We start from the raw sequence: 26,082 nt of genomic DNA, 5'->3' as shown, positions 1-26,082 counted from the left end.
CGTCAGCGGGCCATCAGTGCGAAGACCCCCCAGCCGAGGTATTCGCGCTGGTACCGCGTGTAGCGCGCGGGTTCGGTGGTGAGCTCGGAGCGCACCTCCGCGGCCAGCTCGTCATCGGGATTCCGGTCGAGCCAGCGGCGGAGGTTGAGCCACTGAGCCGCCTGGTAGCGGTCCCAGCTGTGCCCGTCGGCCAGCACCATCTCCACGACGTCGTACCCGAGGTCGCCGAACTGCTCGACCAGCTCCGGAAGCAGCCGGAACTCGGCCTTGCTGCCGGCGTGGCAGGCCCGGGCGGTCTCCTCGTCCGGCACCTCCCGGCGCCAGTAGGGCTCGCCGATCAGCATCAGGCCGCCGGGGCGCAGACTCCTGCCGAGCAGCTCGATCGTGCCGGCCGCGCCGTTTCCGATCCAGGTCGCGCCGAGGCAGGCGGCGAGATCGACCGGCTCGTCCGAGACATGGCCGACGGCGTCGCCGTGTACGAAGCTGACCTGGTCCGCGACACCGAGTTCGGCGGCGCGGGCGCGGGCCTGCTCGGTGAACACCGTGCTGATGTCCACCCCCGTCCCGGTGACACCGTGGTCACGGGCCCAGGTGCACAGCATCTCGCCCGATCCACTGGCGAGATCGAGCACACGGGTCCGGGGCGCCAGGTGCAGCGCCTGGCCCAGGGCGGCGAGCTTGCCAGGGGTGAACGGGTTGTGGATGCGGTGGCTACTTTCGCGAACGGTGAAAATGCGTGGAAGATCCACGAGAGGTGTTCCTTCGGTTCGATGAGGTCATGGCGTCTTCGGAGGACAGCCGACCGGAGTCGACCGCCGCGGATCGGACCGTCATCAAAAACACCTCGTTCGAACGTACGGATCTACGACCCGGCAACCGTAGACCTTCCGGATGCACGTCTCCACCGGTTTCCGCGAGGTCGCACGGCGCGCCTTCCCCGGACGTGCCGCTCCGCGGAACCGGCCGACCCGCGCCCTCCCGGGGACGTGCCGCTCCGCGGAACCGGCCGCCCGCCCCGGCGCTCGGAGCTCGGGTCCCGGGATCCGAGCTCCGCCCCGAGGAGGTTCACTCGTCCGGGGCCCGGAATGAGGTGTTCCGCCCGGCACCCGAGCTTCGGGACCCGGGCGCCGGGATCCGAGGTCCGGGATTCGAGCGATGCCTTCAACCGGTAGGGAAAAGAAGGGTTTCGGGAAAACCTCCCCACCCTCCCCGACCCGTCACGGCCAGCAAGTATGACTAATCGTGACCAACTTGCGGCGGAGCGTGGCGACTGCCTACGGTGCGAGAACAGAACGACCCCGACGAGGTGTTGGTCGCACCGGGCCGGGGTCTCACCGCAAGATCGAAGGACGACGATCCCGTGGCTGTTCAGCACAGTAGCCCCGCCCTGCGCGCCCCCGCATCCTCGCGCCCGTACCCGATGGCCAAGTCCGGCTACGGCAAGCGCTCCATGCCGGACCAACGCCCGCGCAGCGCCGTTGACTTCTCCCTGCTGCCCGCCCGCGAGCGGTACGTCGCCGGGTTCGTCGACCAACTGCCCGACGGCGCCTCCATGGACGTCAAGAGCCTCGCCAAGCAGCTGCCGCTCTACGGTCAGCAGGCCGTCGGCTCCGCCCTCAGGGCTCTGGCCGCCGCCGGGCATCTGCGCCGAGTGCGGTGCCTCGTCGGCGAGTCGGGCCAAGTGCGCTGGGTGTCCCGGACGTTCTGGTCACGCACGGCCCGCGACAACGAGTGGTGGGCCGCCACCGAGGTCACCGCCACCCTGGCCGCCGCGCCCGCGATCGCCCCTGCCCCCGCGCCCACGCCTCCCTTGGTCGCCGTGGAGGACGCTGAGCCGGTGCACGCCGAGCCCACGCCCCCGCCGGTGCCGCCCGCAGCCCCGGCGCCCGCCGCGCCTGTCGCCCCCGCCGCGCACACCGTGCCGCAGCAGCGGGCCCCGGGAAGCGGCGAGGGCCGCGAGGCCCCCTCCCCCGCCTATCTCGCGCTGGCGCGGCTCGGCCGGGTCGACTCCCGCCTGGCCCTGTCCGCCGCCGACTGCGCCGCCCTGGAGGCCAAGGCGGCCGAGTGGCTCGCCCGTGGCGTCGACACGGACTACCTCACGCAGGCCCTGACCGCCGGACTCCCCGACCGGGTCGACTTCCCCGTCGGCCTGGTCCGCCGCCGCCTCGCCGACAAGATCCCGCCGCACGCGCCCACCGCACCGACACCTCCCCGCCCTGGCGCGCCCGTACACCGCGTGATGCTGGAGTGCACCCGGTGCGGCACCCCGGGCCGCCCGGAAGCCCTCCCCGACGGTCTCTGCCGCCCGTGCCGCCGCCCGGGCGGGGACACCGCACCCGAGGCGTCCGTCGCCCGCCCCACCGAGGAGGACGTCCGCGCCTTCGCCGCCGGGCTCAGGGACATGCTCAACTCGCCCTGACCAGCCAGCCGTTCACCGGTCTCGGCAGCCGCGTCAGCCGCCGTAGGGGCGGGGCTGGACCAGCCCGCTCTGGTAGGCGACGACGACGAGCTGGGCACGGTCGCGGGCGTGGAGCTTGTTCATGGCGCGCTGGATGTGGCTGCGGACCGTCAGCGGGCTGACGACGAGCCGGTCGGCGATGTCGGCGTTGGACTTCCCGTGGGCCGCCAGCGCCATGACCTCGCGTTCGCGCTCCGTGAGAGCGGCCAGGCCCTCGGGCGGGGCGAGCGGCGTGTCGTCGGGGGTGGCGAGGAAGCGGGTGATGAGCGCGCGGGTCGCCGTGGGGGAGAGCAGGGAGTCACCCGCGGCCACGGTGCGGATGCCGGTCAGCAGGACGTCCGCTCCGACGTCCTTGCCGAGGAAGCCGCTGGCACCGGCGCGCAGGGCCTCGGCGACGTTCTGGTCGTTCTCGAAGGTGGTGAGGATCAGGACGCGGGTGGCCGCCAGTTCGGGCCGGGAGCAGATGTCGGTGGTGGCGGCCAGACCGTCGGTGCCCGGCATGCGGATGTCCATGAGGACCACGTCGGGACCGAGTTCACGGGCCAGGTCGATCGCCTCCCGGCCGTCGGCGGCCTCGGCGACCACGGTCATGCCGGGGTCCGAGTCGATGAGGATGCGGAACGTCGCCCGCAGCAGGGCCTGGTCGTCGGCGAGCAGGACACGGATGGTCATGAGGCGGTGCTTTCGTCGTGGGTGTCCGGGGGGAGTGAACCGTCCAGGGGCAGGGTGCAGGTCACGTCGAACCCGCCGTCGGGGAGCGGCCCGGCGTGGAAGGTGCCACCGGCGGCGAGGGCCCGCTCGCGCATCCCGAGGAGCCCGAAGCCGTGACCCGGGCCGGGCCGGTCCGCGGGGCGGGCGGCGGGGGCGGTGCCGTTGGCGACCGTGACGGTCAGAAGACGGGGGGTGTACCCCAGCCGTACCCGGGCCGTTCGGGTGACGGCGTGCTTGGTGACGTTGGTCAGGGCTTCCTGGACGATCCGGTACGCCGTCAGGTCGAGGCCCGGCGGCAGGGGCTGCGGCTCTCCCTCCACGGCGACGGAGACCTCCAGGCCGGCCGTCGCGCAGGCGGCCACGAGGTGGGGCAGTTGTTCCAGACCGGGTGCGGGAGCCAGACCGTCGTCGGTGTCGGCATCGCTGTCCTGACGCAACAGGCCCACGGTGGACTTGAGTTCACGCAGAGCGGCGGCCGTGGTCCCGGAGAGCTTGTCCAGGATCGCGTACGCCTGTTCCGGATCGGTCCGCGCCAGGTGGGCGGCGGTACCCGCCTGCGCGTTGGCCAGGGCGAGGTGATGGGCGACGACGTCGTGGAGTTCCCGCGCGATGCGCATGCGCTCCTGGACGACGCGGTGCCGCGCCTCCTCCTCGCGTTCGCGGGCCGCGTGCTCGGTGCGCGCCGCGGCGTAGTCGCGACGGACGCGCACGTAGCTCCCGAGCGCGGCGGAGAGCAGGATCCAGGCCGCCGGGTTGACGACGCCGATGATCCAGCCGCTGTGGAGTTCGCTGTGCCCGACGACGGACACGATCGTGGCCGCCGCCGCCGCGACCGCCGTGCTCCAGGCGGTCACACGGTTGACCCGCAGGTTGGTGGTGTACTGCGCGGTCAGCAGCGGGCTGAACAGGAGGGGCGTCATCAGGTAGCCCATGGTGCCCTCGGTGACGGCGCACAGGGTGGTCAGCGCGAGGACCGGAAGAGGGTGACGACGGCGCCGGATCAGCGCCGCGGCGCCGACGGCGGAGAGGACGACCACGGGCCACAGGGAGCGCGAGCCCGGCATCGTCCAGTGGCTGAGGAGGCCTCCGCCCACGGCGGTCACGAACACCAGCACGATCTTCGCGGCCTCGGTGGTGCGGGGGCTGCTCGTCGCCCGGCGCTGCCAGGTGGTGCTCATCGTGTGCTCTCCGGGGTCATGTCCAGGTGCGGCCATCGTGACAGACACGGACCGCGGAGCCGCCGAAGACGGCTCCGCGGTCCGCCGGGCGCGGGCCCGCTCAGGTGCGGGCGGGTTCCTGCGGGCGGGTACCGGTGCCCGTGGGGTCCTGCGCGGGCGGGGCCGGGGTCCGGGTGAGACCTGCCCCCTCGACGTCGACGTGGGGCAGGATCCGGTCGAGCCACCGGGGCAGCCACCAGGCCTTGTCCCCGAGCAGCGCGAGGACGGCGGGCACGAGCGCCATGCGGACGACGAACGCGTCGAACAGCACGGCGACCGCGAGGCCGAAGCCGATCGTCTTGATCATCGACTCGCCGGCTCCGACGAACCCGGAGAAGACCGCGATCATGATGACCGCCGCGGCGGTGACGACACGGGCGCTGTGCCGGAAGCCGGTCACCACCGCCTGCGGCGGCCGCTCCCCGTGGACGTACGCCTCCCGCATCCGGGCGACGAGGAACACCTCGTAGTCCATGGCCAGTCCGAACACGATGCCCACCAGGAAGATCGGCATCAGGCTCATGATCGGCCCGGCCTGCTCCACGCCCAGCAGTCCGGCGCCCCAGCCCCACTGGAAGACGGCGACGACCGCGCCGAGCGACGCGAGCACCGACAGCAGGAACCCGAAGGCGGCCTTGACGGGCACCAGCACCGAGCGGAAGACGACCATCAGCAGCACCAGCGACAGGAGCACGATCACGATCAGGTACGGGACGAGGGCGTCCTGAAGTGCCTGGGCGACGTCGATGTTCATCGCGGTCGAACCGGTGACCTCGAAGGTCGCCCCGGTCTCCGCCTCCAGCGCGGGCCGCTCGGCCCGGATGGTCTGCACGAGGTCCTTCGTGGTCTCGTCGCTCGGCCCGGTGGACGGCACGACCGAGAGGAGCGCGGCGTCGCCCGCGGGGTTGAACCGCGCCGGGGACACGGACACGACACCGTCGGTGCCCTTGATCTGCTCGGCGATCGTCGCGGCGGCGGCCTTCGGATCGGCCGCGCCCTCGACGTCGGCGACGACCGTCAGCGGGCCGTTGAAGCCCGCGCCGAACCCGTCGGCGAGCGCGTCGTAGGCCCGGCGCTCCGTCGAGGAGACCGGCTTGGCCTCGGCGCCCGGCATACCCATCTGCAGATCGGCGGCGGGCAGGGCGATCACGCCCAGGCCCGCGACGCCGGCCAGCAGCACCGGCACCGGGCGGCGCAGCACGAAACGGGCCCACCTCGTACCGCCGTTGCTCTCGGCCCCCGCGGAACGGCCGGCCGGTCGCCGCCGCGCCTTCCGGGACAGGACGGCGTCCGGCCACATCCCGAGCAGCGCGGGCACCAGCGTCAGCGCGACGAGGACAGCGAGGACGACGGCCCCCGCGGCGCACAGGCCCATCTTCGTGAGCATCGGTACGCCGATCACGGAGAGCCCGGCCAGCGCGATGACGACCGTGAGACCGGCGAAGACCACGGCGGACCCCGCCGTGCCGGTCGCGACTCCCGCCGCCTCCCGGGGCTCGTGTCCGTTCGCCCGTTCCTCCCGGTAGCGGGACACCACGAGCAGGGCGTAGTCGATGCCGACGGCGAGGCCGAGCATGGAGGCGAGCGTGCCGGTGGTCATCGACAGCCCGAAGGCGCTGCCGAGGGCGAGGATCGCGCACATGCTGATCCCCACGCCGACGACGGCGGTGAGCAGGGGGAGCCCGGCCGCCGCGACGGAACCGAAGGTGATCAGCAGGACCACGGCGGCGAGTCCGATGCCGACGGCCTCCCCCGCCCCGCCCGCGGCCGGCTGGGTGGCGAGCGCGGTTCCGCCCGTCTCCACGGTGAGACCCGCGTCGCGGGCCTCTTCGACGGCGCTCTCCAACGCCTGCTTGTCCGCGTCGGTGAGATCGCCCGCGGCGACCTTGTAGCTGACCGTCGCGTACGCCGTCGAGGCGTCCTCGCTCACCGCTCCGGCCTGGAAGGGACCGACGGCGCGGGCGACCTGCGACTGGCCGGCGGCCTCCTCGACCAGTGTGTCGATGGCGGCGCGAGGGCCGGCCGCGGTGACCTTCTGCCCCTCGGGCGCGATGAACACGATCCGCGCGTCGGCACCGTCGGCGTCCGAGCCCGGGAAGCGCTCGCCGATGAGGTCGAAGGCCTTCTGCGCCTCGATGCCCGGCATGAAGGAGGTGCCGTCGTCGCCACCGGCGGGTGCCTGGGCGGCGCCCGCTCCGACGGCGCCGAGGAGCACCGCCCACAGCAGGACGACGAGGCCGCGCCGCCGGAAGGCGGCGCGGCCCATGCGATACAGGAAGGTAGCCACGAGTCTGAGATCTCCGCATCCGATGTGGGGTACTGCTCAAGACTCGCGAAACGGGACGTCCCCGGCGTCGTGCGCCTACCGTCACTTCTGCCTGGTGCCGTGGCACGAGGCGGGGAGCCCGGTCGTCCTCCGGGACGAGGAGAGCCCCGCCGTGCGGCCGCGCGGTCGGGGACGGTGTCGGCGCCACCTGCATCGCCGCGGGTGCCTGCTCGCGCGGCCCCCTCGCAGGGCCCCGCCGACCCCACCGCACCGGGCACAGGATGTCGGGTCAGGCGGGGTGGGCCCCTCCTACCGTGAGGAAGGACAGGGGAAGGAGTCCGGAATGCTGGAACGGCTGAACCAGGCCATGGAGCACATCGAGTCCCACCTCGACCAGCCGCTCGACGTGGCCGGCCTGGCACGCGTCGCGATGACGTCGGAGTACCACTTCCGGCGCATGTTCTCCGCGCTGGCGGGCCTACCGCTGTCGGAGTACGTACGGCGCAGACGGCTGACCGTGGCGGGCGCCGAGGTGCTCGCCGGTGAGCGGACGCTGCTCGACATCGCGACGCGCTACGGATACGGCTCGGGTGAGGCCTTCGCCCGCGCGTTCCGCGCCGTGCACGGTGTGGGGCCGGGCGAGGCCCGGCGCACGGGTGCGGCACTGCACTCCCAGCAACGGATGTCCTTCCGTCTCATCGTCGAAGGGACCAGCAGCATGCGATACAGGATCGTGGACAAGGCCGCATTCCGCGTGGTCGGCAGGAAGGCCCGCGTACCACTCGTCCATGAAGGGGCGAACCCGGCGATGGCGGACTTCATCCGGGGCATCGGCCCCGACGTGATGCGCCGCATCGCCGCACTGGCCGACCAGGAGCCGTCCGGGATCGTCGGGGTCAGCGACCAGCTCGACCCGAGCCGGGCCGAAGGGACCGAACTCGACTACTACCACGGGGCGGTGACCGGCGCCGAGGTGCCCGAGGACATGGACGCCCTGGACGTCCCGGCCGGTCAGTGGGCCGTCTTCGAGAACTCCGGCCCGTTCCCGCAGTCCCTCCAGTACCTGTGGCGCGACGTGTTCACGCAGTGGTTCCCGTCCAACCCGTACGGGAGCAGGCCGGGGCCCGAGATCCTGAGCGTGCGGCTCTCCCCGGACGGGGACCGGGCGGACGCCGAGCTGTGGATCCCCGTGGAGCGGTCCGCGGCCTGAGGTGCACCGGTCCCGGGCTACCCGTCGTCGTCACCCAGCTTCCCCCTGAGCCAGGTGAGTCCGAACTCCACGACCTCACCCGCTTCGAAGAGCAGGCTGTCGGCGGCGCCGACCCTGCCCCGGCGACCGGCGCCGGTGGCCAGCAGGTCCCGGACGATCGTCTCGAACGAGTCCTGGCCGGCGGGCGTGACGGAGGAGTAGTCGAAGGCGCCCTGAGAGGAGTCGATGTCGCGGAACCGGCGCCAGACCCGCCGCCCGCCTTCCAGGACCGGCTGCTCGTACTCCACGAAGCGCTTGCCCGGCACGTCGGACAGCGCCTCCGCGTGATGCAGCAGGGTGAGGGTCTCCAGCGGTGCGCCCAGCATCAGCACCCTGCCGCCCAGGGCGACCAGCCGGGCGAACGGACTGCCGGGGCCGTGCGGGTCGTCCCACGGGTGGTCGGCCGTCAGCTCGACGGCCGCGGCACCCAGCGCGGCCACGCTGACGTCGGGGTGCCGGCTGCGGACCGCGCCCGGCCACCGGCGCAGTGCCTCCGGGAGACGCCCGTTGTCGTGGTCCGCCTCGCTCAGCACCGGGTCGTACGCGAAGGGTTCGGCCCGTACGGCGTCCTGCCAGGGGCGCGGCCAGTCGGAGAAGCCGTACGGCAGGGCGTCGTTCCAGCCGCAGGTCACCATCAGGGTCCCCCGCTCCCCCACGGCCTCGCCCAGGGCGCCGATGAGGGTCGGGGGGCCACCGACCACGTATCCGATGGCGGACATCCGCGTATGGAACATCACGGTGTCGCCCTCGGCGAGCCCGAGCGCGCGCAGGTCGGCGACGAGCCGGCTCCGGGTGACGGGGCCGTCCGCGCGGGCGAGCAAGGCGGCCTGATCCGGGTGTGGTCCGTCCATGGTGGCGACGCTACCGGTCGCAGCGGCGGAGGTCAGCCGGCCGCACTGCACGTGGGCCCCGGGGCGCCGGGCGTCCGTGCGGTCGGCTGTCGGTGGAGCCCCGCAGAATGCGTCCATGAGGCACGGGCGCGCGGCCTGCCGTCGCCGGAACCGATCTCGAGGGACCGCCGGGCGGGTGACCCGTGCCGGAGCCCGCGAACGAACGGAGAGACCTGCCCGCGCCGCACCCGTCGGCGCGGGGCGGGCAGCGCACCGCGCAGGACCCCGAAGTATGCGCGATCTCTTGACGTGCCCCTGCCGAGATGGCTTTATGGGAGCGCTCCCACGTCCCCATCCGATGCGTGCGTCACCCGGCACCCACTTCTGGAGTCGCAGTGAGATCAGCAACGAAAACGGCACGAACGAGCCCCTTACCCCTCCTCCTCAGGGCCATGGCAGCCCTTCTCGGAGTCGTCCTGCTAAGCGCGCTCGGGCCGGCGGCCGCCCAGGCCCGGCCGGCGCAGGCTGAGGCAGCGGCGACCGGTCTGCACATCAGCGACGGCCGCCTGCTGGAGGGCAACGGCAACGACTTCGTCATGCGCGGCGTCAACCACGCGCACACCTGGTACCCGGGCGAGACGCAGTCGCTGGCCGACATCAAGTCCTTCGGCGCGAACACCGTCCGCGTCGTCCTCTCCGACGGCCACCGCTGGACGCGCAACGGCCCCGCCGAGGTCGCGGGCATCATCGCCGACTGCAGGACCAACCGGCTGATCTGCGTGCTGGAGGTGCACGACACCACCGGCTACGGGGAGGACGCCGCCGCGGGCACCCTCGACCACGCGGCCGACTACTGGATCAGCCTCAAGGACGTCCTCGCCGGCCAGGAGGACTACGTCATCGTCAACATCGGCAACGAGCCCTGGGGCAACACCGACCCCGCCGGCTGGACCGCGCCGACGACCGCAGCGGTGCAGAAGCTCCGCGGCGCGGGATTCGCCCACACGATCATGGTGGACGCGCCCAACTGGGGTCAGGACTGGCAGGGCGTCATGCGGGCCAACGCCCAGGCCGTGTACGACGCCGACACCACGGGCAACCTGATCTTCTCGATCCACATGTACAGCGTCTACAACTCGGCCCAGGCGGTCACCGACTACCTGAACGCCTTCGTCGACGCCGGACTGCCCCTCCTCATCGGCGAGTTCGGCGGCCCCGCAGACCAGTGGGGCGACCCGGACGAGGACACCATGATGGCCACCGCCGAGCAGCTCGGCCTCGGCTACCTGGCGTGGTCCTGGAGCGGCAACACCGACCCGATCCTCGACCTCGCCGTCGACTTCGACCCGAGCCGGCTGAGCTCCTGGGGCGAGCGCGTCTTCCACGGCGCGAACGGCATCGCCCAGACCTCCGAGGAGGCGACCGTCTTCGGTGGCGGCACCCCGGGCGACACGCAGGCCCCGACCGCCCCCGGGACCCCGACCGCCTCCGCGGTGACGGCCACCTCGGCCACCCTGTCCTGGACCGCCGCGACCGACAACGTTGCCATCGCCGGTTACGACGTCGTCCGCGTCAACGGGGCCTCCGAGACCTCCGTCGCCTCCTCCACCACCACCGCCGTCACCGTGACCGGCCTCACCGCGGAGACGGCGTACTCGTTCGCCGTCTACGCCCGCGACGCCGCCGGCAACCGCTCGGCACGGTCCGCCACGGTGGGCGTCACCACCGACAGGACCACCCCCACGCCGGGCGTGGGCTGCTCCGTCGGATACCGCGTGGTCGGCGAGTGGCCGGGCGGGTTCCAGGGTGAGATCACCATCCGTAACACCGGTACCGCCGTCATCAACGGATGGAACCTCGGCTTCAGCTTCGCCGACGGGCAGACCGTGTCGAACATGTGGGGCGGCACCCCCACGCAGAGCGGGGCCGAGGTCGGTGTCGCCCCCGCCGCGTACACGGCCCAGATCGCCGCGAACGGCTCGGTCACGGTCGGCTTCACCGGCACCAGGGGAGCCACCAACACGACCCCGACCGCCTTCACGCTCAGCGGCACCGCCTGCACGACGGCCTGACCCGCTCGTCGCACCGCCCGGCAGGGGCCAGCACCCCTGCCGGGCGGCCCTTTTCCCGGACCCCGCCGCCACGGTCACCCGCCCGCGACGGGCCACCCCAAAAACGTCCCACGCCCCCACCCGAGGGCCATGATGACGGCATGACCTCCCGAGCAGACCATCCGCACCCGACTCACCTCGAAGCCCTCATCGTTGTCGACGTCCAGCGTGCCTTCGTCCGTGGTGACGGGGCGCTGCCCGAGGCGGCGCGTCTGGTGGACCGGACGGCGCAAATGATCGCTCGGGCACGGGAGGCGGGGGCCCTCGTCGTGCACGTCCAGAACGACGGGCCCGCCGGGGCGGCCGACGAGCCCCACACCGCCGGCTGGGAGCTCCACCATCCCGTCGAGGCGGGACGCGGGGACGTGGTGATCCGCAAGACGCACGACGACGCGTTCCAGGAGACGTCCCTGGAGGGGCTGTTGACCTCGTCCGGGGTGCGGTCACTGGCCGTCTGCGGCCTGATGTCCGAGATGTGCGTCCAGGCGACGGCGCGCACGGCCGTGGCGCTGGGACACCGCGTGGTCCTGCCGTACGACGCCCACGCGACGTACGACATACCGGCGGAGCCCGGAATCAGCGCGGTGGTGCCCGCGGCCATGGTCTCGCGGGTCGCCGCGTGGCCTCTCAGCAGGGACGCCGATGTCACCGCCCGCTCCGCCGACGTCGGGTTCACGGCCCCTGCGGCCCCGGGCACCTGAGCTGTCGCACACCGTCGCGCCACAGCGCTCCCAGCGGCTGCCGCACGTGTGCCTTCCAGCAGCGGACGGCCTCGCTGACCCCGCCGGGCGCGAGGTGGTCGCGGCTCAGCTCCAGCCGGGTGATCTCGGCCAGGGTGCGCGAGGACAGGCCGTCGGTCACGGTGCTGCCACGACCGCGCACAGCCGTCCCCGGCATTTCCGGTGTCCCCAACTCGTCTACAGCGCACACCGATTACTTTCTCGGTGTGCGGCGGTCTTCACAGCCGTACACCAGAGCGGAAAGAGGACCGAGGATCATGCGCATCGTCATCAGTGAGTTCATGAGTCTGGACGGCGTCGTACAGGCCCCCGGCGGGCCCGAGGAGGACACCGAAGGCGGCTTCACACAGGGCGGCTGGTCGCACCCCTTCTTCGACGAGGTGGTGGGCGGCGCGTTCGACACCGCGCTGAAGGACGCCGACGCACTGCTCTTCGGGCGCCGTACGTGGCAGACGATGGCCGCTGCGTGGCCGGAGCGGGCGGGCGACCCCTTCGCCGACCGGATGAACGCCATCCCCAAGCACGTCGTCTCCGGCACCCTGGGCGAGGACGAACTGACCTGGTCCCACACCACCCTCGTCCCGGGCGCGACGGCCCTCACCCGTATCCGGGAGCTGCGCGCGGCCGAGGGCCGCGACCTGCTGGTCATGGGGAGCGCCACGCTCGCGCGGACCCTCCTGCGCGAGGGGCTGGCCGACGAGCTGCGGCTGATGGTCATGCCGGTGATCGTCGGCGGCGGCAAGACGATCTTCCCCGGCGACGGTGCGCTGCGCCCCCTCGAACTCGTGTCGACGGCGATCAGCGGCACGGGCGTGCACGTGTGCACCTACCGTGCGGTCGACCCGGCGTAGGGGTGGTGCCACCGGGCCCCGTGACGTGACGGCGTAGGCGTGGTGTCTCCGGGCCCGGTGACGTTACTGCTGAGAGGCTGCGGCCATGGCCTCTCTGCCCCTGATCGCCCCGATGCTCGCCACCCCCGGTCGTCTGCCGCCCGCCGCCGTCGACGAGCAGTGGGCGTACGAGGTGAAGCAGGACGGTCAGCGTGCCATGGCCTATCTGCCGGGGGACGGCTCGCTCAGGCTGCTGGCCAGGTCGGGAGCCGTCATCACCCCGGCGTATCCGGACCTGGCCGCCCTCGGGCCCGCGCTCCGGGGCGTGCCGGCGGTACTGGACGGTGAGATCGTCGCGCTGGACGACCAGGGGCGCAGCGACTTCGAGCGGCTGCAATCGCGCATGGGCCTCTCGGGGTCGCCCGCGAAGGCCGCCCGCATGGCGCAGCGGGTACCGGCGCACCTGGTGCTGTTCGACGCCGTGTTCCTGGGCGACCGGAACCTCGTCCGGCTGCCCTGGACCGAGCGGCGGGCGGCGCTCGAAGGGCTCGGGCTGGACGGTCCGCACTGGTCGACGCCCGCCGTCGTCGTGGGGCACGGCGAGCAGGCGCTGACGATGACGCGGGAGGCCGGTCTCGAGGGGCTGGTCGCGAAGCGGCTGAGCTCGGTGTACGAGCCGGGGGTCCGCGCCCGTACGTGGATCAAGATCCGCCATGCCCACACGGTGGACGTGGTCGTCGGTGGCTGGGTGCCCGGGCGGGGCCGGCTGGGCGGTCTGCCGGGGGCGCTGCTGGTCGGTGAACGGCACCCGGGCGGCCTGCGCTACGCGGGCAGCGTCGGCACCGGGTGGAGCGACGCCGAGAGGACCCGGCTCGCCGGGCTGCTCCGCGTCGCCGCCGTCGACACCTGCCCGTTCGACGAGAAACCCCCGGTCGCCGGTGCGCGGTGGGTGCTGCCCCGACTCGTCGGCGAGGTGCGCTACTCGACCCGGACGAAGGCGGGGCGGCTGCGGCAGCCCTCCTGGCACCGGCTGCGGCCGGACCTCGCCCCGGACGACCTCGGGTGACGGACCTCCCCCGGGGCGCACGCCGGCCCCGGGGCGCTCAGGAGGCGGTGCGCTTCTTCGCGGCCGTCTTCGCGGCCGGCTGCTTCCTCGCCGCCGTCGTCTTCTTCGACGCGGTCTTCTTCGCCGCCGCCTTCTTCCCCGCCGTCCTCTTCGCCGCCGTCTCCTTGCCCGCCGGGGCTGCCTTCTTCCGGGCGCGGGGCTTGCCCGGCGTCATCTCGTGCACGGTCGCGTCCTCGCCCCGCGTCTCCCTGGCCTCCTTCACGGACGCGTTCAGGGCGGCCATCAGGTCCATGACCTTCCCCGGTTCCTCCTCCTCGGCCCCCGCGGCAGCCGGAAGGGCCTTGCCCTCGGACTTGGCCGCGAGCAGTTCCTCCAGCGCCTCCCGGTAGCGGTCGCGGAAGCCGGAGATGTCGTCCAGGGCCATGCTGTCGGTGAGCTGCACGGCACGCTCGATCTCGTCCTCGTCCAGCTCGGTCTCCCGCGGGGCGAGGGTCTCCGGGCTGCGGATCTCGTCCGGCCAGCGCATCGAGTGGAGCACGATCGCGTCCTCCCGCACCCGGAGCAGACCGAGGCGCTCACGGTTGTGCCAGGCGAACTTCGCGACGGCGACCTTGTCGCTGCGCTCCAGTGCCTTCCGCAGCAGCGCGTACGGCTTCGCGGCGACCTGGCCGTCGACAGCGAGGTAGTAGCTGTCGCTGATCCGCACGGGGTCGATGCTGTCGGCCTCGACGAACGCGACGATCTCGATGGCCTTCGCCGTGGGCAGCGGCATCCGGTCGAGCTCCTCGTCCGTGACGGGCACGGTCCGGTCCTTGGCGACCTCGTAACCCTTGCCGATCTCCTCCTGCGACAGGACCTCGCCGTCGAGCTCGCACACCTTGCGGGTGCGGATCCGGCCCATGTCCTCGCGGTGGTACTGGTGGAAGGAGATCGAGTGGTTCTCGGTGGCGGACACCACCTTGATCGGGATGGTGACCAGCCCGAAGCTGATCGCTCCCGTCCACAGGGGCCGTGGCATCCGTCACCTCCAGACCCCCCTGACCGTCAGGCCGGGAGGCGGACCGGTGCGCCTGGAAGGGAGAACCGGCCCGAGAGGGCCTTGGCGCGAACCGGGCCACCGCCCGTATCCCCGATCCTCGCGCCCCCGGCCACGGACCGCATGTGGATCACCGGGGACGGGTCACCCGCGGGGCAGGTCCAGCTCGCCGACGACCTCGTCCTCGCTCATCTCGCCGGTCTTCCGGAACCCGAGCCGCAGATAGAACTCCTCCGGCCCGTGCTCCCCCTCCCCCCAGGTCACCGTCACCCGGCTCCCGCCGCGCCGCCTGATCTCCTCGCACACCGCACCCACCGCGAAGCGGCCGTACCCACGGCCCTGCTCCCCGGCGGCGACGGCGAGGCGCCAGAGTCCGGAGCGGGGCCGGTCCTCCGGGTCCGCGGGATCGAACCGGACGTCGAAGAAGGCCATCACGAAGCCGACCAGCCGCTCGCCGTCGAAGATCAGCCGGGGCCAGGCCGTGCCGGGATCGGCGTAGGCCTCGGCCAGGGACCTGGCCACCGGCGAGACGAACCGTTCCTGCTCGGGTGCGACCTTCAGCCGGCAGGCGTCGAGGACGTTGGCCGGGGTCACCTTCTCCAGGCGGAGCTGCGTAGTCATGCGCGCACCGTACGGGCGCACCCTGACGCCCGGCCATCGAAATACCGGCCCGGCCCGGGCACCGGGTTCACCAGGCGGCGGGGCCGGCCGCGTCGAAGAACCCGCCGGTCGGGCCGTCCGCCCCGATCAGGGCCATGCGCACGATGATGTCCGCTCCCTCCTCGACCGTGTTGTGCCCGGTGTGACCGTTGAGGTCGGTGGCTGTGTAACCGGGGTCCACGGCGTTGAACCTGATGCCGGGGTAGGCCTTCGCGTACTGCGAATTCACCATGACCAGGGCGGTCTTGGACGAGTTGTAGTCCAGCGCCGCCACCGTGTACTCGATGCGGTTCGGGTCATTCGTCGCCGCCAGTGAGCCGAGACCGCTCGCCACGTTGACGACGACCGGAGCCTGACCCGCCTCCAGCAGCGGAAGGAACGCCCTGGTCACACGTACGGCGCCGAAGACGTTGGTCTCGTAGGTGTTGCGCATGTCCGTCCCGGTCATCTCGCCCACCGGCTTGCGGGCACCGCTGATCCCCGCGTTGTTGACCAGGACGTCCAGCCGGCCGGCGTCCTTCTCCACGAAGGCCGCGGCGGCCTCGACGGAGTCCTCGTCGGTGATGTCGAGTTGCACGAAGCGCGCCCCGAGCCGTGCCGCGGCCTCCTCGCCGCGCCCGGCGTCACGGGCCCCGGCGTAGACGGTGTGCCCCGCCTCGACGAGGCGGCGGGCGGTCTCGAAGCCGAGGCCCTTGTTCGCTCCGGTGATGAGGGTGGTGGTCATGGCGGCGCTCCTGTGTCCGTCGGAAGAGGTCGTGCCTCCACCGTCCTCGTGTCTCCGGGGCACAGGGAGTACCCGCCGCATCGGGTGGACTGCCGGTACCAGGCTGTGCGGCGGCCCCGCGCGGATACTGGAGGGGTGAGCGCATCCGAGGAGTCACCGCCCCGGGCCCCGGCCGGGAACCGGTCGAGAGGCCCTGGCACCAACGACCTGGGCAACGCCCTGCACGGCTGGCGCGACCGGCTCTCCCCCACCACGGTCGGCCTGCCCGCCGGCGGGGTCCGCCGGGCTGCAGGGCTCCGGCGCGAGGAGCTGGCCCAGCTCGCCGCCCTGTCCGTCGACTACATCACCCGCCTCGAACAGGGCCGGGCCACGTCCCCCTCGCCGCAGGTCCTCGCCTCCCTGGCCCGCGCCCTGCGGCTGACGGCGGACGAACGCACCTACCTGTACCTCCTCGCCGGACAGCCCGAACCCGGGCCCGGCCACGTCCCGACCCATATCCCGCCCGGACTCCGCAGGCTGCTCGACCAGCTGAACGGTGCCCCGCTGAGCGTCCACGACGCCGCGTGGAACCTCGTCGAGTGGAACCCCTCCTGGGCGGCGCTGCTCGGCGATCCGTCCGCACTGCGCGGCCGCGAACGCAACATCGCCTGGCGGCACTTCACCGGTCGCCACGGCCGGATCAGCCAGACCCCCGAGCAGCGCTCCGCCTTCGAGGCGGCCGTGGTCGCCGACCTCAGGGCGGCGACCGCCCGCTACCCCGCCGACCTGGGACTGCGCTCCCTGGTCAAGGAACTGCGGGAGACCGGAGCGGTGTTCGCCGAGCTGTGGGACTCGGGCATCGTGGGCACCCACGAGTCGGCCACCAAGACCGTCAACCACCCGGAGGCCGGGGCGCTCACCCTCGACTGCGACGTCCTGGTCGCCGCGGGCAGCGACCTGCGGGTCGTCGCCTACACCGCCGCCCCGGGCAGCGAGGCCGCCGCCCGGCTCGCCCTGCTCGACGTCATCGGCACGCAGGCCATGAACTGAACCACCCCGGGGTGCTCCGATGCACCGGGGGCACGCGGACGGCCGGGCCGCAGGATCTCCACCTCCAAGACGCCCACACCCCTCCTCCACATCTTCATCACAATTTCGCCTCCTTTTCGTGGAGGACACCGTCCGGCCCGGCCGCCGCTGCGAGCATCCCCTCGGCTGCACAGCACCACAGAGCACCTTGGGGGGCACATGAACACACGCGCGACACGGGGCAGGCTGACGACGTCGGCGGGGGCCGCGGTCCTGGCACTGGTCCTGGCGGGATGCGGGAGCGACGGGGGAACGGGCCCGGACGCGAAGCCCGCGGCCGCGACGGCGTCACCCACCGCGGAGCGGACGCTCGCGCTCGCCGACGACACGGCGGGCGCGGAGGCCGGGCAGGAGATCACGATCGCGGCACTCGCCAACGACCTCGTGAAACTGGAGGACGGAACCGACGCCGCGCTCCTCGCCACGTACGGGGCTGCCGACTTCACCCTGACCACGAAGAGCCCGGCCGCGCACGGCACCGTCACCGTCGAAGGGAGCGCCTTCGCCTACACCCCGGCCGACGGGTACGCGGGCGAGGACGAGTTCACGTACGAGGTGGCCCTGAAGGGCAGGAGCAAGGGCCCGGCGGATGACAGTGCCGTCGTACGGATCACCGTCTCCGAGCCGACTCCCACACCCACCCCGACGCCCACGCCCACGCCGACCCCGACGCCCACGGTCGCGCCGGCTCCCAAGGCGAAGGCCACGAAGCCCGCCGAACCGTCCGTGTACTACGAGAACTGCGACGCCGCACGGGCCGCCGGGGCTGCGCCAGTCCGGCGCGGTGAGCGCGGTTACGCCGCCCACCTGGACCGGGACGGCGACGGCGTCGGCTGCGAGCCGTACGGATCGTCGGGTTCGAGCGGCGGATCCTCGGGCGGGAGCTCGGGCGGCGGTTCCACCGGCGGTGGCAGCACCTCCTACGCCAACTGCACCGCCGTGCGCGCCGCGGGGGCTGCCCCCATCCACCGAGGGGATCCCGGATACGGATCCCACCTGGACCGGGACGGCGACGGAGTCGCCTGCGAGTAGCCCGCTACTCGCTCGCCACCACCGCAGAGCAGCCGCCTCCAGTTCACCGGAGGCGACTGCTCTGCTCCCTGGCCCCTGCGGGGCGCTCCGTCAGCCCTTCAGGGCGTAGGCCGAGTTCGGCCCCGCCTCGATGGAGCTGACGCCCGACTGCACGGAGCTCGGAGCCGTCCGTCCGCTGCCCCAGGCGATGACCTTGCCGTTCTTCAGCGCCAGGCTGTACCACTCGCCGGCGGAGATCGCCGAGACTCCGGACTGGGCCTCGACGGGCACGGTGGTCTGCTTGTAACGGTTGTCGCCCCACGCGATGACCTTGCCGCCCTTGAGCGCCAGGCTGTGGAAGATGCCGGCGGCGACGTCGTCCACACCGGACAGCGCCTCCGCGGGCACCGTGGTCTGGCCGAAGTAGTTGTCGCCCCAGGCGATCACCCCGCCGTTCTTCACGGCGAGCGCGGTGTAGACGCCTCCGTCCAGCGCGGTGACGCCCGACTGGGCCTCGGCGGGCACGGTCGACTGTTCAGCGCTGTGCTGCCCGAACACGATCACCTTCCCGTCCTTCAGCGCCAGACTCACCCAGGCCCCGGCCGCTATCGCGTCGACACCGGACCGGGCCTCGGCGGGCACGGTCGACTGGCCGTACTCGTTGCCGCCCCAGGCGATGACCTCGCCGTCCTTGAGCGCCAGGCTGTGGTCGTTGCCCGCCGCGATCGCGTCCACGCCGGACAGCGCCTCGGCGGGCACCGTCCGCTGACCGTCGAAGTTCGCCCCCCAGCCCAGCACCCGGCCGTCCTTCAGGGCCAGTCCGTGGAAGTAACCGCCGGCGATCGCGTCGACGCCCGACTGGGCCTCGGCCGGGACCGTTCCTTCGCCCCAGTCGTTGTTCCCGCCCCAGGAGACGACCGAGGTCGCCGCCGACGGCGCGGCGGACGGTTCGGCCGCCGTCGCGGGGACGGCGGACAGCGCGGACAGGAGACCGCTCATCACCAACGCCGCTCCGAAGCGGTGGAGTCGGACGATTCCGTTCGGCATGGATCAACCCTCGCAAGGTCGTCGTGGAACCCGTGTGTGATCGCCATCCAAGTACAACGTCCGCCCTGTCAGGGGGAGTTAATCAGCCAACCACCGGCGCGAGAGAGGACCGAGAGCGTGCGGGCCGCGCCTTCACGACCGCACGGACAGCGCAACCGCTCTTTTCCAACATGCTTCAAACAAGCTATCAATGAGCAACTTCGAGCACCATTCGCCGGGGTTCACGCAGCCCGCACCCGCGAAGGACGCCCATGCCGCTCATATCCACCGGCGAGATCACCCACGGTGCACGGACCGACGCGACCGGCGTCGGGGCCTTCAACGTCGTGCAGATCGAACACGCGCAGGCCATCGCGAGCGGGGCGCACCGAGGCGGCCGACCCCCGCAAGCACCTCGGGCCGGCGCGCGACGCCGTCGCCGCGGAGGTGGCACGCCTGCTGGACGTCCTGGCCCGTCCCGGGCGATAGGGTTCACTGCGAGCCAGGGCGTGCGAGCCCAGCCTGATCCGCACGAGAGGCCCCGGGGAGGACCAGGTGGCGGCACACACACGATGGACCCGGCTGCTGGAGATCCTCGGCGACCAGGGCCAGATCGACGTGCTCGAAGCCGCCGAGCAGCTCGGCTGTTCCGCGGCCACCGTCCGCCGCGACCTGGACGAGCTCGCCCGGCAGAACCTGCTGACGCGCACCCGGGGCGGGGCCGTCGCGAGCACCGTCGCCTACGACCTGCCGCTGCGCTACAAGGCGGCGCGCAGGGCCGACGAGAAGCAGCGCATCGCGAAGGCCGCGGCCGAGCTGATCCCGACCGGCTCCACGGTGGGGCTCAACGGCGGGACCACGACATCCGAGGTCGCCAGGGAGCTGGCGCTGCGGCCGGAGCCCCCGGGCGGCGGCGTGGCGCTGACCGTGGTGACCAACGCGATCAACATCGCCAACGAGCTGGCGGTCCGACCCCAGGTGAAGATCGTCGTCACCGGCGGGGTCGCCCGGCCGAACTCGTACGAACTCGTGGGCCCGCTGGTCGACTCCGTCCTGCGCACCCTCGCCCTGGACTACACGATCCTCGGCGTGGACGCCGTGCACGCCCGGTTCGGTGCGGCCACCCACGACGAGTCCGAGGCCGGTGCCAACCGTGCCCTCGCCGAGTGCGCGGGCACGGTCGTGGTGGTGGCCGACTCCTCCAAGCTCGGCCGCCGCGCCTTCGCCCAGGTCTGCGAGACCAGCGCGGTGTCGGTACTGGTCACTGACCGGGACGCGCCCGAGGACGTCGTCGAGGAGTTCACCGCCCTGGGCATCGACGTCCTGCGGGTGTGATCCTTCGCAGGTGTCAGCGGTAGTCCTCCGGGTGGCCCTGCATCCAGCTGTTGACGCGGTCCCGCGTGCCGGTCAGCTCGGTGCGGTGCTTCTCCAGATTGGGCGTGGACACGTCGCCGTCCAGCGTCGTGCGCAGCGTGCCGATCCAGGCGACGGGCTCCTCGAAGTGGCCCGGGCCCTTCTTGTCGGCCTTCATCGCCCTGTCGAGACGGTTCAGTTCGCTGTTGACCCGGCCCAGGAAATAGGCGCAGTTCCCGTCCCCGGGGGTGCAGCCGTCCTGGTAAGTGGCCTGGAGCCCGGCGAAGGCGTCGCGGACGAGCTCCGGCGCGTCCGGGTCCTCCTGGATGACGAGTGCCGGCGTCGGTGAGGGCGTGGCCATCGGGGACGCCTTGTCGGCCTCCGCCGCCGCCGCGACCGCCGCGGAGGGGTCCACGTACGGGACGCCACCCCCCGGGCCGTCTGTGGTGCTCGCCGCGCCGCAGCCCACCAGGAACGCCGCCAGTGCGGCGGCCGGCATCACGGCACGCAGGCCGGTACGGATCAACATGAGGCCCCCCTCGTCGCTTCGGAGTCGGACCATACCGCTGCCGGTGGGTCAGCCCGCCACCAGAGCCTGCAACGCGGGGGCGTACAGGTCGGCGAGGTGCTCGGGCGTCGCGAGGGGGCCGGCCCCCTCGCGGTGGAGGCTCAGGGTGGCGCCCAGGCCGATGAGATGACCCGCGATCAGCTCGGCGCGCAGGGCGGGTTCGCGGCCGGGGAGGCGGGCGGCCGGCGGCCGGCGGCCAGGAAGGTCGGCAGCGGGACGACGATCGTCTGCATGATCGCGACCACGACTCCGCAGAAGGCGAGGACGCCGGTGGCGAGGCGTGGGTGGTGCGGGGCGGCGGCCGGTGCGGGTGCGGTCATCGGGGCCCCATGACGGCATTTGCATATACATGCGAGCGAGTGCATACTCTTCCTATGTCTAAGGTCCTCACCTCCCTGCCCACCGGCGAGCGCGTCGGCATCGCCTTCTCCGGCGGCCTCGACACCTCGGTCGCGGTCGCGTGGATGCGCGACAAGGGTGCCGTCCCGTGCACCTACACCGCCGACATCGGCCAGTACGACGAGCCCGACATCGCCTCGGTGCCCGGCCGCGCCAAGGCCTACGGTGCCGAGATCGCGCGCCTGGTCGACTGCCGTGCGGCGCTGGTCGAGGAGGGCCTGGCAGCACTCGCCTGCGGCGCGTTCCACATCCGCTCGGGCGGCCGTGCCTACTTCAACACCACCCCGCTCGGCCGCGCCGTCACCGGCACCCTGCTGGTGCGGGCGATGCTCGAGGACGACGTGCAGATCTGGGGCGACGGCTCCACCTTCAAGGGCAACGACATCGAGCGGTTCTACCGCTACGGCCTCCTCGCCAACCCCCACCTGCGCATCTACAAGCCGTGGCTCGACGCCGACTTCGTCACCGAGCTGGGCGGCCGCAAGGAGATGTCGGAGTGGCTGGTGGCCCACGGGCTGCCCTACCGCGACAGCACCGAGAAGGCGTACTCCACCGACGCCAACATCTGGGGCGCCACCCACGAGGCGAAGACGCTGGAGCACCTCGACACCGGCGTGGAGACCGTCGACCCGATCATGGGCGTCCGGTTCTGGGACCCCTCGGTCGAGATCGCCACCGAGGACGTCACGATCGGCTTCGACCAGGGCCGCCCCGTCACGATCAACGGCAAGCCCTTCGCCTCCGCCGTCGACCTGGTGATGGAGGCCAACGCCATCGGCGGCCGCCACGGCCTGGGCATGTCGGACCAGATCGAGAACCGCATCATCGAGGCGAAGAGCCGCGGCATCTACGAGGCGCCCGGCCTCGCGCTCCTGCACGCCGCCTACGAGCGCCTCGTCAACGCGATTCACAACGAGGACACCCTCGCGCACTACCACAGCGAGGGCCGGCGCCTCGGGCGGCTGATGTACGAGGGCCGCTGGCTGGACCCGCAGGCGCTGATGGTCCGCGAGTCGCTGCAGCGCTGGGTCGGCTCCGCCGTCACCGGCGAGGTGACGCTGCGGCTGCGGCGCGGCGAGGACTACTCGATCCTGAACACCACCGGCCCCGCGTTCAGCTACCACCCGGACAAGCTGTCGATGGAGCGCACCGAGGACTCGGCGTTCGGCCCGGTGGACCGCATCGGCCAGCTCACCATGCGCAACCTCGACATCGCCGACTCGCGCGCCCGGCTGGAGCAGTTCGCCGGCCTCGGCCTCGTCGGCGCGGCCCAGCCGTCCCTGATCGGCGCGGCCCAGGCGGCGGCGACCGGTCTGATCGGCGCCATGCCGGAAGGCGGCGCCCAGGCCATCGCCTCGCGCGGCGAGGTCTCCGGCGACGACGAGCTGCTGGACCGCGCCGCGATGGAGTTCGGCACCGACTGACGGGTGCCCCGGCCGGCACGCCGGCACGGAACCGTATCCTCGGATCCACGGCGGACACGCCGGCGTACCAGGCAGGAAAGCGAAGGTGGCGGCAATGGCGAAGGTCCCGGCAGCGGCAGTGGCGGCGGGCGGTCTCCTCGGCGGTTACGGAATCGCCCGCTGGACCGGGAAGCGCCCGCTGGGCGGCGTCGCCCTGGCCGCCGCCGGGTCGGTGGCGGCGTACGAGTGGAACCGGCAGGCCGGGGCCCGCGCCGCCACCGGGCTCACCGTCGCCTACGTCGCCGCCTTCGCCGGCTCGCACCCCCTGGCCAAGAAGGTCGGCGCCTGGCCCGCCGTGTTCACCGTGGCGGGCGGGGTCGCCGCCGCGTCCTGGGCGGTCACCCGGCGCAGCGCGCGATAGCCCCGGCACGGCGTCCCGGCCGGGCCCCCGGACGGGGCCCCGCGGGAAGAAGTCCGGGCCCCGGGGATCGGACACCGGCGGGGTGCGTACTGAAGGACAACTCCCCGCGTGACCCGGGGGTGTGCCCGTACGACAGGACGGACATGCCCCCGGTCAGCCCCCGAGCGCGTGCGACACCGAATAGATCGCCAGCCCGGCCAGCGCGCCCACCACGGTCCCGTTGATCCGGATGAACTGCAGGTCACGCCCGATGTGCGCCTCGATCTTCTTCGACGTCTGGTCCGCGTCCCAGCCGGCCACCGTGTCGCTGATCAGCGAGGTGATCTCCGTGCGGTAGGTCGTGACGACATACGCCGCCGCGTCCTCCAGCCAGCCCTCCAGCTTGGCCTGCAGCCGCTCGTCGGAGGCCAGCCTGGCGCCCAGGGACATCAGTGACGACCGCGCCCGCGTCCGCAGCTCGCTCCGCTCGTCCTCGGCCGCCGCGATGATCATCGAGCGGACGGACGACCAGGCGGACGCGATGACGTCCTGGACCTCACCACGCCCCAGGATCTCCGACTTCAGCCGCTCCACCCGGGCCCGGGTGTCCGTGTCCGTCTGGAGGTCCGCGGCGAAGTCCGTCAGGAACGTGTCGATCGATCCACGCGCCGGATGGCCCGGCATGTCCCGCATCTCCGTGACGAAGCGCAGCAGTTCCTTGTAGACCCGCTCCCCCACCCGCTTGTCCACGAACCGCGGCGTCCACCCCGGCGCCCCGCCCTGCACCGCGTCCATCACGGAGTCCCCGTGCAGGACCAGCCAGTCGTGCGCCCGTACGCAGACGAGGTCGACGACCCTGCGGTGACCGCCGTCCGAGACGATCTTCTCCAGCATCTTCCCCATCCCCGGACCCACTTCCGCCGCGTCCGCCCGCCGGGTGATCGCCTCCCCGACGACCGCCTGCACGTCGGAGTCCCGCAGGACCGTCAGCGCCCCGCGCAGCGCGGTGGCCAGCTCGGCGGTGACCCGGTCGGCGTGTTCGGGCTCCGCCAGCCAGGTCCCGAGCCGCGAACCGACGCCCAGAGCGTGAATTCGGTCACGAACGACGTCTCCGGAGAGGAAATTCTCGCCCACGAAGGAACCGAGTGACTCCCCCAACTGGTCCTTCTTGGTAGGAATGATGGCGGTGTGCGGGATGGGCAGGCCGAGCGGACGCCGGAAGAGCGCCGTGACGGCGAACCAGTCCGCCAGCGCACCCACCATTCCGGCCTCGGCGGCCGCAGCGACGTAGCCCGGCCAGCCGCCCACACCCTCGTTCTTCGCCCAGGTGGCGAGGACGTACACGAGCGCGACGAGCAGGAGCAGACCCGTGGCGGTGGTCTTCATACGGCGCACACCGCGCCGCTTCTCCTCGTCGGCGGCGGTGTACGCGAACCCGCCGAGCGTCGGCCTCGGCCGGACGGCCCCGGGGCCGTCCGTCCCGGGCGCCGTTCCCTGTCCCGCGTCCTGTTCCATCCGCTCCACCCGTCCGCGTACGCGTCACGCCGTGCCGTACGCATTGTCCCTACCTCACCTACTCCCGGGCCGCACGTCGAGTTCCCCGCGGCCTGTCGCATCATGAGAGCAACCCGGACACCGGGCCGAACACCGCAAGGAGAATCACCGCAGATGCCCAGGCGCCAGGGCTACGCCCTGCTCATCGCCCTCGTAGCAGGCACCGCGACGCTCGCCACCGCCGTCGCGTTCGGCACATCGCTGATCACCGACGAGCGGCGGACACCGCTGAGTGGACCCCAGAGCCACACGGCGGCCCGCAACCCCGCCGCACCGGCCAACTCCACCGGCACCTGGGTCGCCACCTGGACCGGTGCACCCGTCAGTGCGGAGCCCGACGCGGGACGGGGCTACCCCGGCCGCGTCATCCGCAACATCGTGCACACCAGTGTCGGCGGTGACGCCGCCCGCATCACCGTGTCCAACCTCTTCGGCACCGCACCGCTCGTCATCGACCGGGCCGCCGTCAACACCCGCCCGGTGACCTTCCAGGGGCGGCCCACCGTCACCGTCGCGGCGGGCCGGCAGGTCGTCAGCGACCCCGTCGTCGTGCCCGTCGCACCCGACGCCGACCTGGAGGTCACCTTCCGCACCCCGTACGCCGCGGGGCCCGTCACCCAGCACCCCAACACCCACCAGACCTCCTTCCTGGCCGACGACCACGGCACGTGGAGCACCACCCGGTGGCGCTACCTGACCGCCGTCGACGTCCGGAACACGACCTCGCCCGGTGCGATCGTCGTGATCGGCGACTCCCTCACCGCCGGCAGCGGCTCCACCACCGACGCCAACGCCCGCTGGACGGACGTCCTCTCCGACCGCCTCCGGCACGCCTACGGGATCGCCAACCAAGGCATAGCGGGCAACCGCCTCCTGCGCGACAGCCCGCTCGCGCTGAGCGGTGTGAAGAACCTGGGCGGCCTGAGCGCCACCCACCGCTTCGAGCGGGACGTCCTGTCCGTCTCCGGAGCCAGGACCGTGGTCATCGCGCTCGGTATCAACGACGTGCAGCAGTTCCCGCAGGAACCGGACCCCGAGCGCATCACCGCCGGGCTCCGCGCGCTCACCGAGCGCGCGCACGCCCAGGGCCTCCGGGTCGTCGGCGCGACACTGACGCCCTTCCAGGGCTATGCGACCTGGTCGCCCGAGCGCAACGACGTGCGCCTCGCGGTCAACAGGGAGATCCGCTCCGGCCGGATCTTCGACGCGTTCGTCGACTTCGACCGGGCCGTCCGCGACCCGTACGCGCCCAACCGGATCCTGCCCGAGTACGACTCGGGCGACCGGCTGCACTTCAACGACGCCGGCTACCGCACCCTGGGCCGCGCCATCGACCTCGGCGCCGTCGACGGGACACCGAAGGCGGACGCCTTCTGACCCACGCACGACGCGAAGGCCCGGC

The 26,082-nt window shown here is 72.5% G+C and carries 26 protein-coding genes; 12 read left to right on the top strand and 14 right to left on the bottom strand.

The window, feature by feature from the left end:
* Window positions 1–2: 2 nt before the first annotated feature.
* Entirely contained in the window at window positions 3–749 is a 747-nt protein-coding gene (locus tag LWJ43_RS20555; protein ID WP_277333684.1) for an SAM-dependent methyltransferase, read from the bottom strand.
* Window positions 750–1,360: 611 nt separating this feature from the next.
* Between LWJ43_RS20555 and LWJ43_RS20550 the strand changes: the two genes are divergently transcribed.
* Window positions 1,361–2,419 (top strand): MarR family transcriptional regulator, encoded by a 1,059-nt coding sequence (locus LWJ43_RS20550; RefSeq protein WP_277333683.1) that lies wholly within the window; start codon window positions 1,361–1,363, stop codon window positions 2,417–2,419.
* A gap of 33 nt (window positions 2,420–2,452) precedes the next feature.
* Here the strand turns inward: LWJ43_RS20550 and LWJ43_RS20545 are convergent, their stop codons facing one another.
* The 3 genes from LWJ43_RS20545 to LWJ43_RS20535 all read right to left on the bottom strand — a co-directional run bounded on the left by LWJ43_RS20545 (window position 2,453) and on the right by LWJ43_RS20535 (window position 6,673).
* The gene (locus LWJ43_RS20545) at window positions 2,453–3,130 is read right to left on the bottom strand and encodes a response regulator transcription factor (protein WP_277333682.1); all 678 of its coding nucleotides are present in this window, start codon (window positions 3,128–3,130) and stop codon (window positions 2,453–2,455) included.
* The gene (locus LWJ43_RS20540; RefSeq protein ID WP_277333681.1) at window positions 3,127–4,347 is read right to left on the bottom strand and encodes a sensor histidine kinase; all 1,221 of its coding nucleotides are present in this window, start codon (window positions 4,345–4,347) and stop codon (window positions 3,127–3,129) included. Before LWJ43_RS20540 ends, LWJ43_RS20545 begins: the two co-directional genes overlap by 4 nt.
* A 100-nt stretch (window positions 4,348–4,447) precedes the next feature.
* Window positions 4,448–6,673 (bottom strand): MMPL family transporter, encoded by a 2,226-nt coding sequence (locus LWJ43_RS20535; RefSeq protein WP_277333680.1) that lies wholly within the window; start codon window positions 6,671–6,673, stop codon window positions 4,448–4,450.
* A 322-nt stretch (window positions 6,674–6,995) separates the two neighbouring features.
* Here LWJ43_RS20535 and LWJ43_RS20530 point away from each other — a divergent pair, with 322 nt between their 5' ends.
* On the top strand, window positions 6,996–7,862 hold the full coding sequence (locus LWJ43_RS20530; RefSeq protein ID WP_277333679.1) for an AraC family transcriptional regulator: 867 nt from the start codon (window positions 6,996–6,998) through the stop codon (window positions 7,860–7,862).
* 17 nt (window positions 7,863–7,879) lie between these two features.
* Here the strand turns inward: LWJ43_RS20530 and aac(3) are convergent, their stop codons facing one another.
* Window positions 7,880–8,752 (bottom strand): aminoglycoside 3-N-acetyltransferase, encoded by an 873-nt coding sequence (gene aac(3) / locus LWJ43_RS20525; RefSeq protein ID WP_277333678.1) that lies wholly within the window; start codon window positions 8,750–8,752, stop codon window positions 7,880–7,882.
* Between the two features lie 431 nt (window positions 8,753–9,183).
* On the opposite strand from aac(3), the gene LWJ43_RS20520 reads away from it, so the two are divergent.
* Both LWJ43_RS20520 and LWJ43_RS20515 read left to right on the top strand, forming a co-directional pair.
* Window positions 9,184–10,803 (top strand): cellulase family glycosylhydrolase, encoded by a 1,620-nt coding sequence (locus LWJ43_RS20520; protein ID WP_277333677.1) that lies wholly within the window; start codon window positions 9,184–9,186, stop codon window positions 10,801–10,803.
* A 140-nt stretch (window positions 10,804–10,943) separates the two neighbouring features.
* A complete protein-coding gene (locus LWJ43_RS20515; protein ID WP_277333676.1) occupies window positions 10,944–11,543 on the top strand; it encodes an isochorismatase family protein in 600 nt (199 codons plus the stop codon).
* Here LWJ43_RS20515 and LWJ43_RS20510 read toward each other — a convergent pair.
* A complete protein-coding gene (locus LWJ43_RS20510; protein WP_277333675.1) occupies window positions 11,515–11,703 on the bottom strand; it encodes a hypothetical protein in 189 nt (62 codons plus the stop codon). The genes LWJ43_RS20515 and LWJ43_RS20510 overlap by 29 nt on opposite strands.
* Before the next feature lie 136 nt (window positions 11,704–11,839).
* Here LWJ43_RS20510 and LWJ43_RS20505 point away from each other — a divergent pair, with 136 nt between their 5' ends.
* Window positions 11,840–12,433 carry a dihydrofolate reductase family protein gene (locus LWJ43_RS20505; protein WP_277333674.1) on the top strand — a complete coding sequence of 198 codons (594 nt, stop codon included), beginning with the start codon at window positions 11,840–11,842 and terminating at the stop codon, window positions 12,431–12,433.
* 85 nt (window positions 12,434–12,518) lie between these two features.
* The gene (locus LWJ43_RS20500; RefSeq protein ID WP_277333673.1) at window positions 12,519–13,478 is read left to right on the top strand and encodes an ATP-dependent DNA ligase; all 960 of its coding nucleotides are present in this window, start codon (window positions 12,519–12,521) and stop codon (window positions 13,476–13,478) included.
* A gap of 37 nt (window positions 13,479–13,515) precedes the next feature.
* Here LWJ43_RS20500 and ku read toward each other — a convergent pair whose 3' ends face one another.
* The 3 genes from ku to LWJ43_RS20485 all read right to left on the bottom strand — a co-directional run bounded on the left by ku (window position 13,516) and on the right by LWJ43_RS20485 (window position 15,898).
* A complete protein-coding gene (gene ku, locus LWJ43_RS20495) occupies window positions 13,516–14,496 on the bottom strand; it encodes a non-homologous end joining protein Ku (RefSeq protein WP_277333672.1) in 981 nt (326 codons plus the stop codon).
* A 162-nt stretch (window positions 14,497–14,658) separates the two neighbouring features.
* Window positions 14,659–15,135, bottom strand: coding sequence for a GNAT family N-acetyltransferase (locus LWJ43_RS20490; protein WP_277333671.1), 477 nt, complete (start codon window positions 15,133–15,135; stop codon window positions 14,659–14,661).
* Window positions 15,136–15,202: 67 nt separating this feature from the next.
* Entirely contained in the window at window positions 15,203–15,898 is a 696-nt protein-coding gene (locus LWJ43_RS20485; protein ID WP_277333670.1) for an SDR family NAD(P)-dependent oxidoreductase, read from the bottom strand.
* A 135-nt stretch (window positions 15,899–16,033) separates the two neighbouring features.
* Here LWJ43_RS20485 and LWJ43_RS20480 point away from each other — a divergent pair, with 135 nt between their 5' ends.
* Together LWJ43_RS20480 and LWJ43_RS20475 are read left to right on the top strand one after the other, a co-directional pair.
* Window positions 16,034–16,927 carry a helix-turn-helix domain-containing protein gene (locus LWJ43_RS20480; RefSeq protein WP_277333669.1) on the top strand — a complete coding sequence of 298 codons (894 nt, stop codon included), beginning with the start codon at window positions 16,034–16,036 and terminating at the stop codon, window positions 16,925–16,927.
* A 198-nt stretch (window positions 16,928–17,125) separates the two neighbouring features.
* Window positions 17,126–17,998: an excalibur calcium-binding domain-containing protein gene (locus tag LWJ43_RS20475; RefSeq protein ID WP_277333668.1), complete on the top strand. Its 873-nt coding sequence runs from the start codon at window positions 17,126–17,128 to the stop codon at window positions 17,996–17,998.
* 90 nt (window positions 17,999–18,088) lie between these two features.
* On the opposite strand, the gene LWJ43_RS20470 is transcribed toward LWJ43_RS20475, so the two are convergent.
* Window positions 18,089–19,024 carry an RCC1 domain-containing protein gene (locus LWJ43_RS20470; protein WP_277333667.1) on the bottom strand — a complete coding sequence of 312 codons (936 nt, stop codon included), beginning with the start codon at window positions 19,022–19,024 and terminating at the stop codon, window positions 18,089–18,091.
* A 534-nt stretch (window positions 19,025–19,558) separates the two neighbouring features.
* Here LWJ43_RS20470 and LWJ43_RS20465 point away from each other — a divergent pair.
* Entirely contained in the window at window positions 19,559–20,338 is a 780-nt protein-coding gene (locus tag LWJ43_RS20465) for a DeoR/GlpR family DNA-binding transcription regulator (RefSeq protein WP_277333666.1), read from the top strand.
* A 13-nt stretch (window positions 20,339–20,351) separates the two neighbouring features.
* On the opposite strand, the gene LWJ43_RS20460 is transcribed toward LWJ43_RS20465, so the two are convergent.
* Genes LWJ43_RS20460 through LWJ43_RS20450 form a run of 3 tightly spaced genes read right to left on the bottom strand, consistent with a single transcriptional unit; the run spans window position 20,352 to window position 21,244 of the window.
* Window positions 20,352–20,885, bottom strand: a complete 534-nt coding sequence (locus LWJ43_RS20460) for a hypothetical protein (RefSeq protein ID WP_277333665.1) — start codon at window positions 20,883–20,885, stop codon at window positions 20,352–20,354.
* A 48-nt stretch (window positions 20,886–20,933) separates the two neighbouring features.
* Complete coding sequence (locus tag LWJ43_RS20455) at window positions 20,934–21,062, bottom strand: hypothetical protein (protein WP_277335950.1); 129 nt, start codon at window positions 21,060–21,062, stop codon at window positions 20,934–20,936.
* Window positions 21,062–21,244 (bottom strand): hypothetical protein, encoded by a 183-nt coding sequence (locus LWJ43_RS20450; protein WP_277336074.1) that lies wholly within the window; start codon window positions 21,242–21,244, stop codon window positions 21,062–21,064. Before LWJ43_RS20450 ends, LWJ43_RS20455 begins: the two co-directional genes overlap by 1 nt.
* 54 nt (window positions 21,245–21,298) lie before the next feature.
* Between LWJ43_RS20450 and argG the strand changes: the two genes are divergently transcribed.
* On the top strand, window positions 21,299–22,747 hold the full coding sequence (gene argG / locus LWJ43_RS20445) for an argininosuccinate synthase (protein ID WP_147963620.1): 1,449 nt from the start codon (window positions 21,299–21,301) through the stop codon (window positions 22,745–22,747).
* Between the two features lie 94 nt (window positions 22,748–22,841).
* Entirely contained in the window at window positions 22,842–23,147 is a 306-nt protein-coding gene (locus LWJ43_RS20440; RefSeq protein WP_277333664.1) for a hypothetical protein, read from the top strand.
* 153 nt (window positions 23,148–23,300) lie between these two features.
* On the opposite strand, the gene LWJ43_RS20435 is transcribed toward LWJ43_RS20440, so the two are convergent.
* Window positions 23,301–24,641, bottom strand: a complete 1,341-nt coding sequence (locus tag LWJ43_RS20435; RefSeq protein WP_277333663.1) for a DUF445 domain-containing protein — start codon at window positions 24,639–24,641, stop codon at window positions 23,301–23,303.
* Between the two features lie 153 nt (window positions 24,642–24,794).
* Here LWJ43_RS20435 and LWJ43_RS20430 point away from each other — a divergent pair, with 153 nt between their 5' ends.
* Entirely contained in the window at window positions 24,795–26,057 is a 1,263-nt protein-coding gene (locus LWJ43_RS20430; protein WP_277333662.1) for an SGNH/GDSL hydrolase family protein, read from the top strand.
* Window positions 26,058–26,082: the final 25 nt, after the last annotated feature.

The sequence above is a fragment of the Streptomyces sp. JH34 genome (genome assembly GCF_029428875.1).
In the GTDB taxonomy this organism is placed as follows: Bacteria; Actinomycetota; Actinomycetes; order Streptomycetales; family Streptomycetaceae; genus Streptomyces.
Note: the sequence above shows the minus strand (reverse complement) of the source record. Positions and strands in the feature narration are given on the sequence as shown.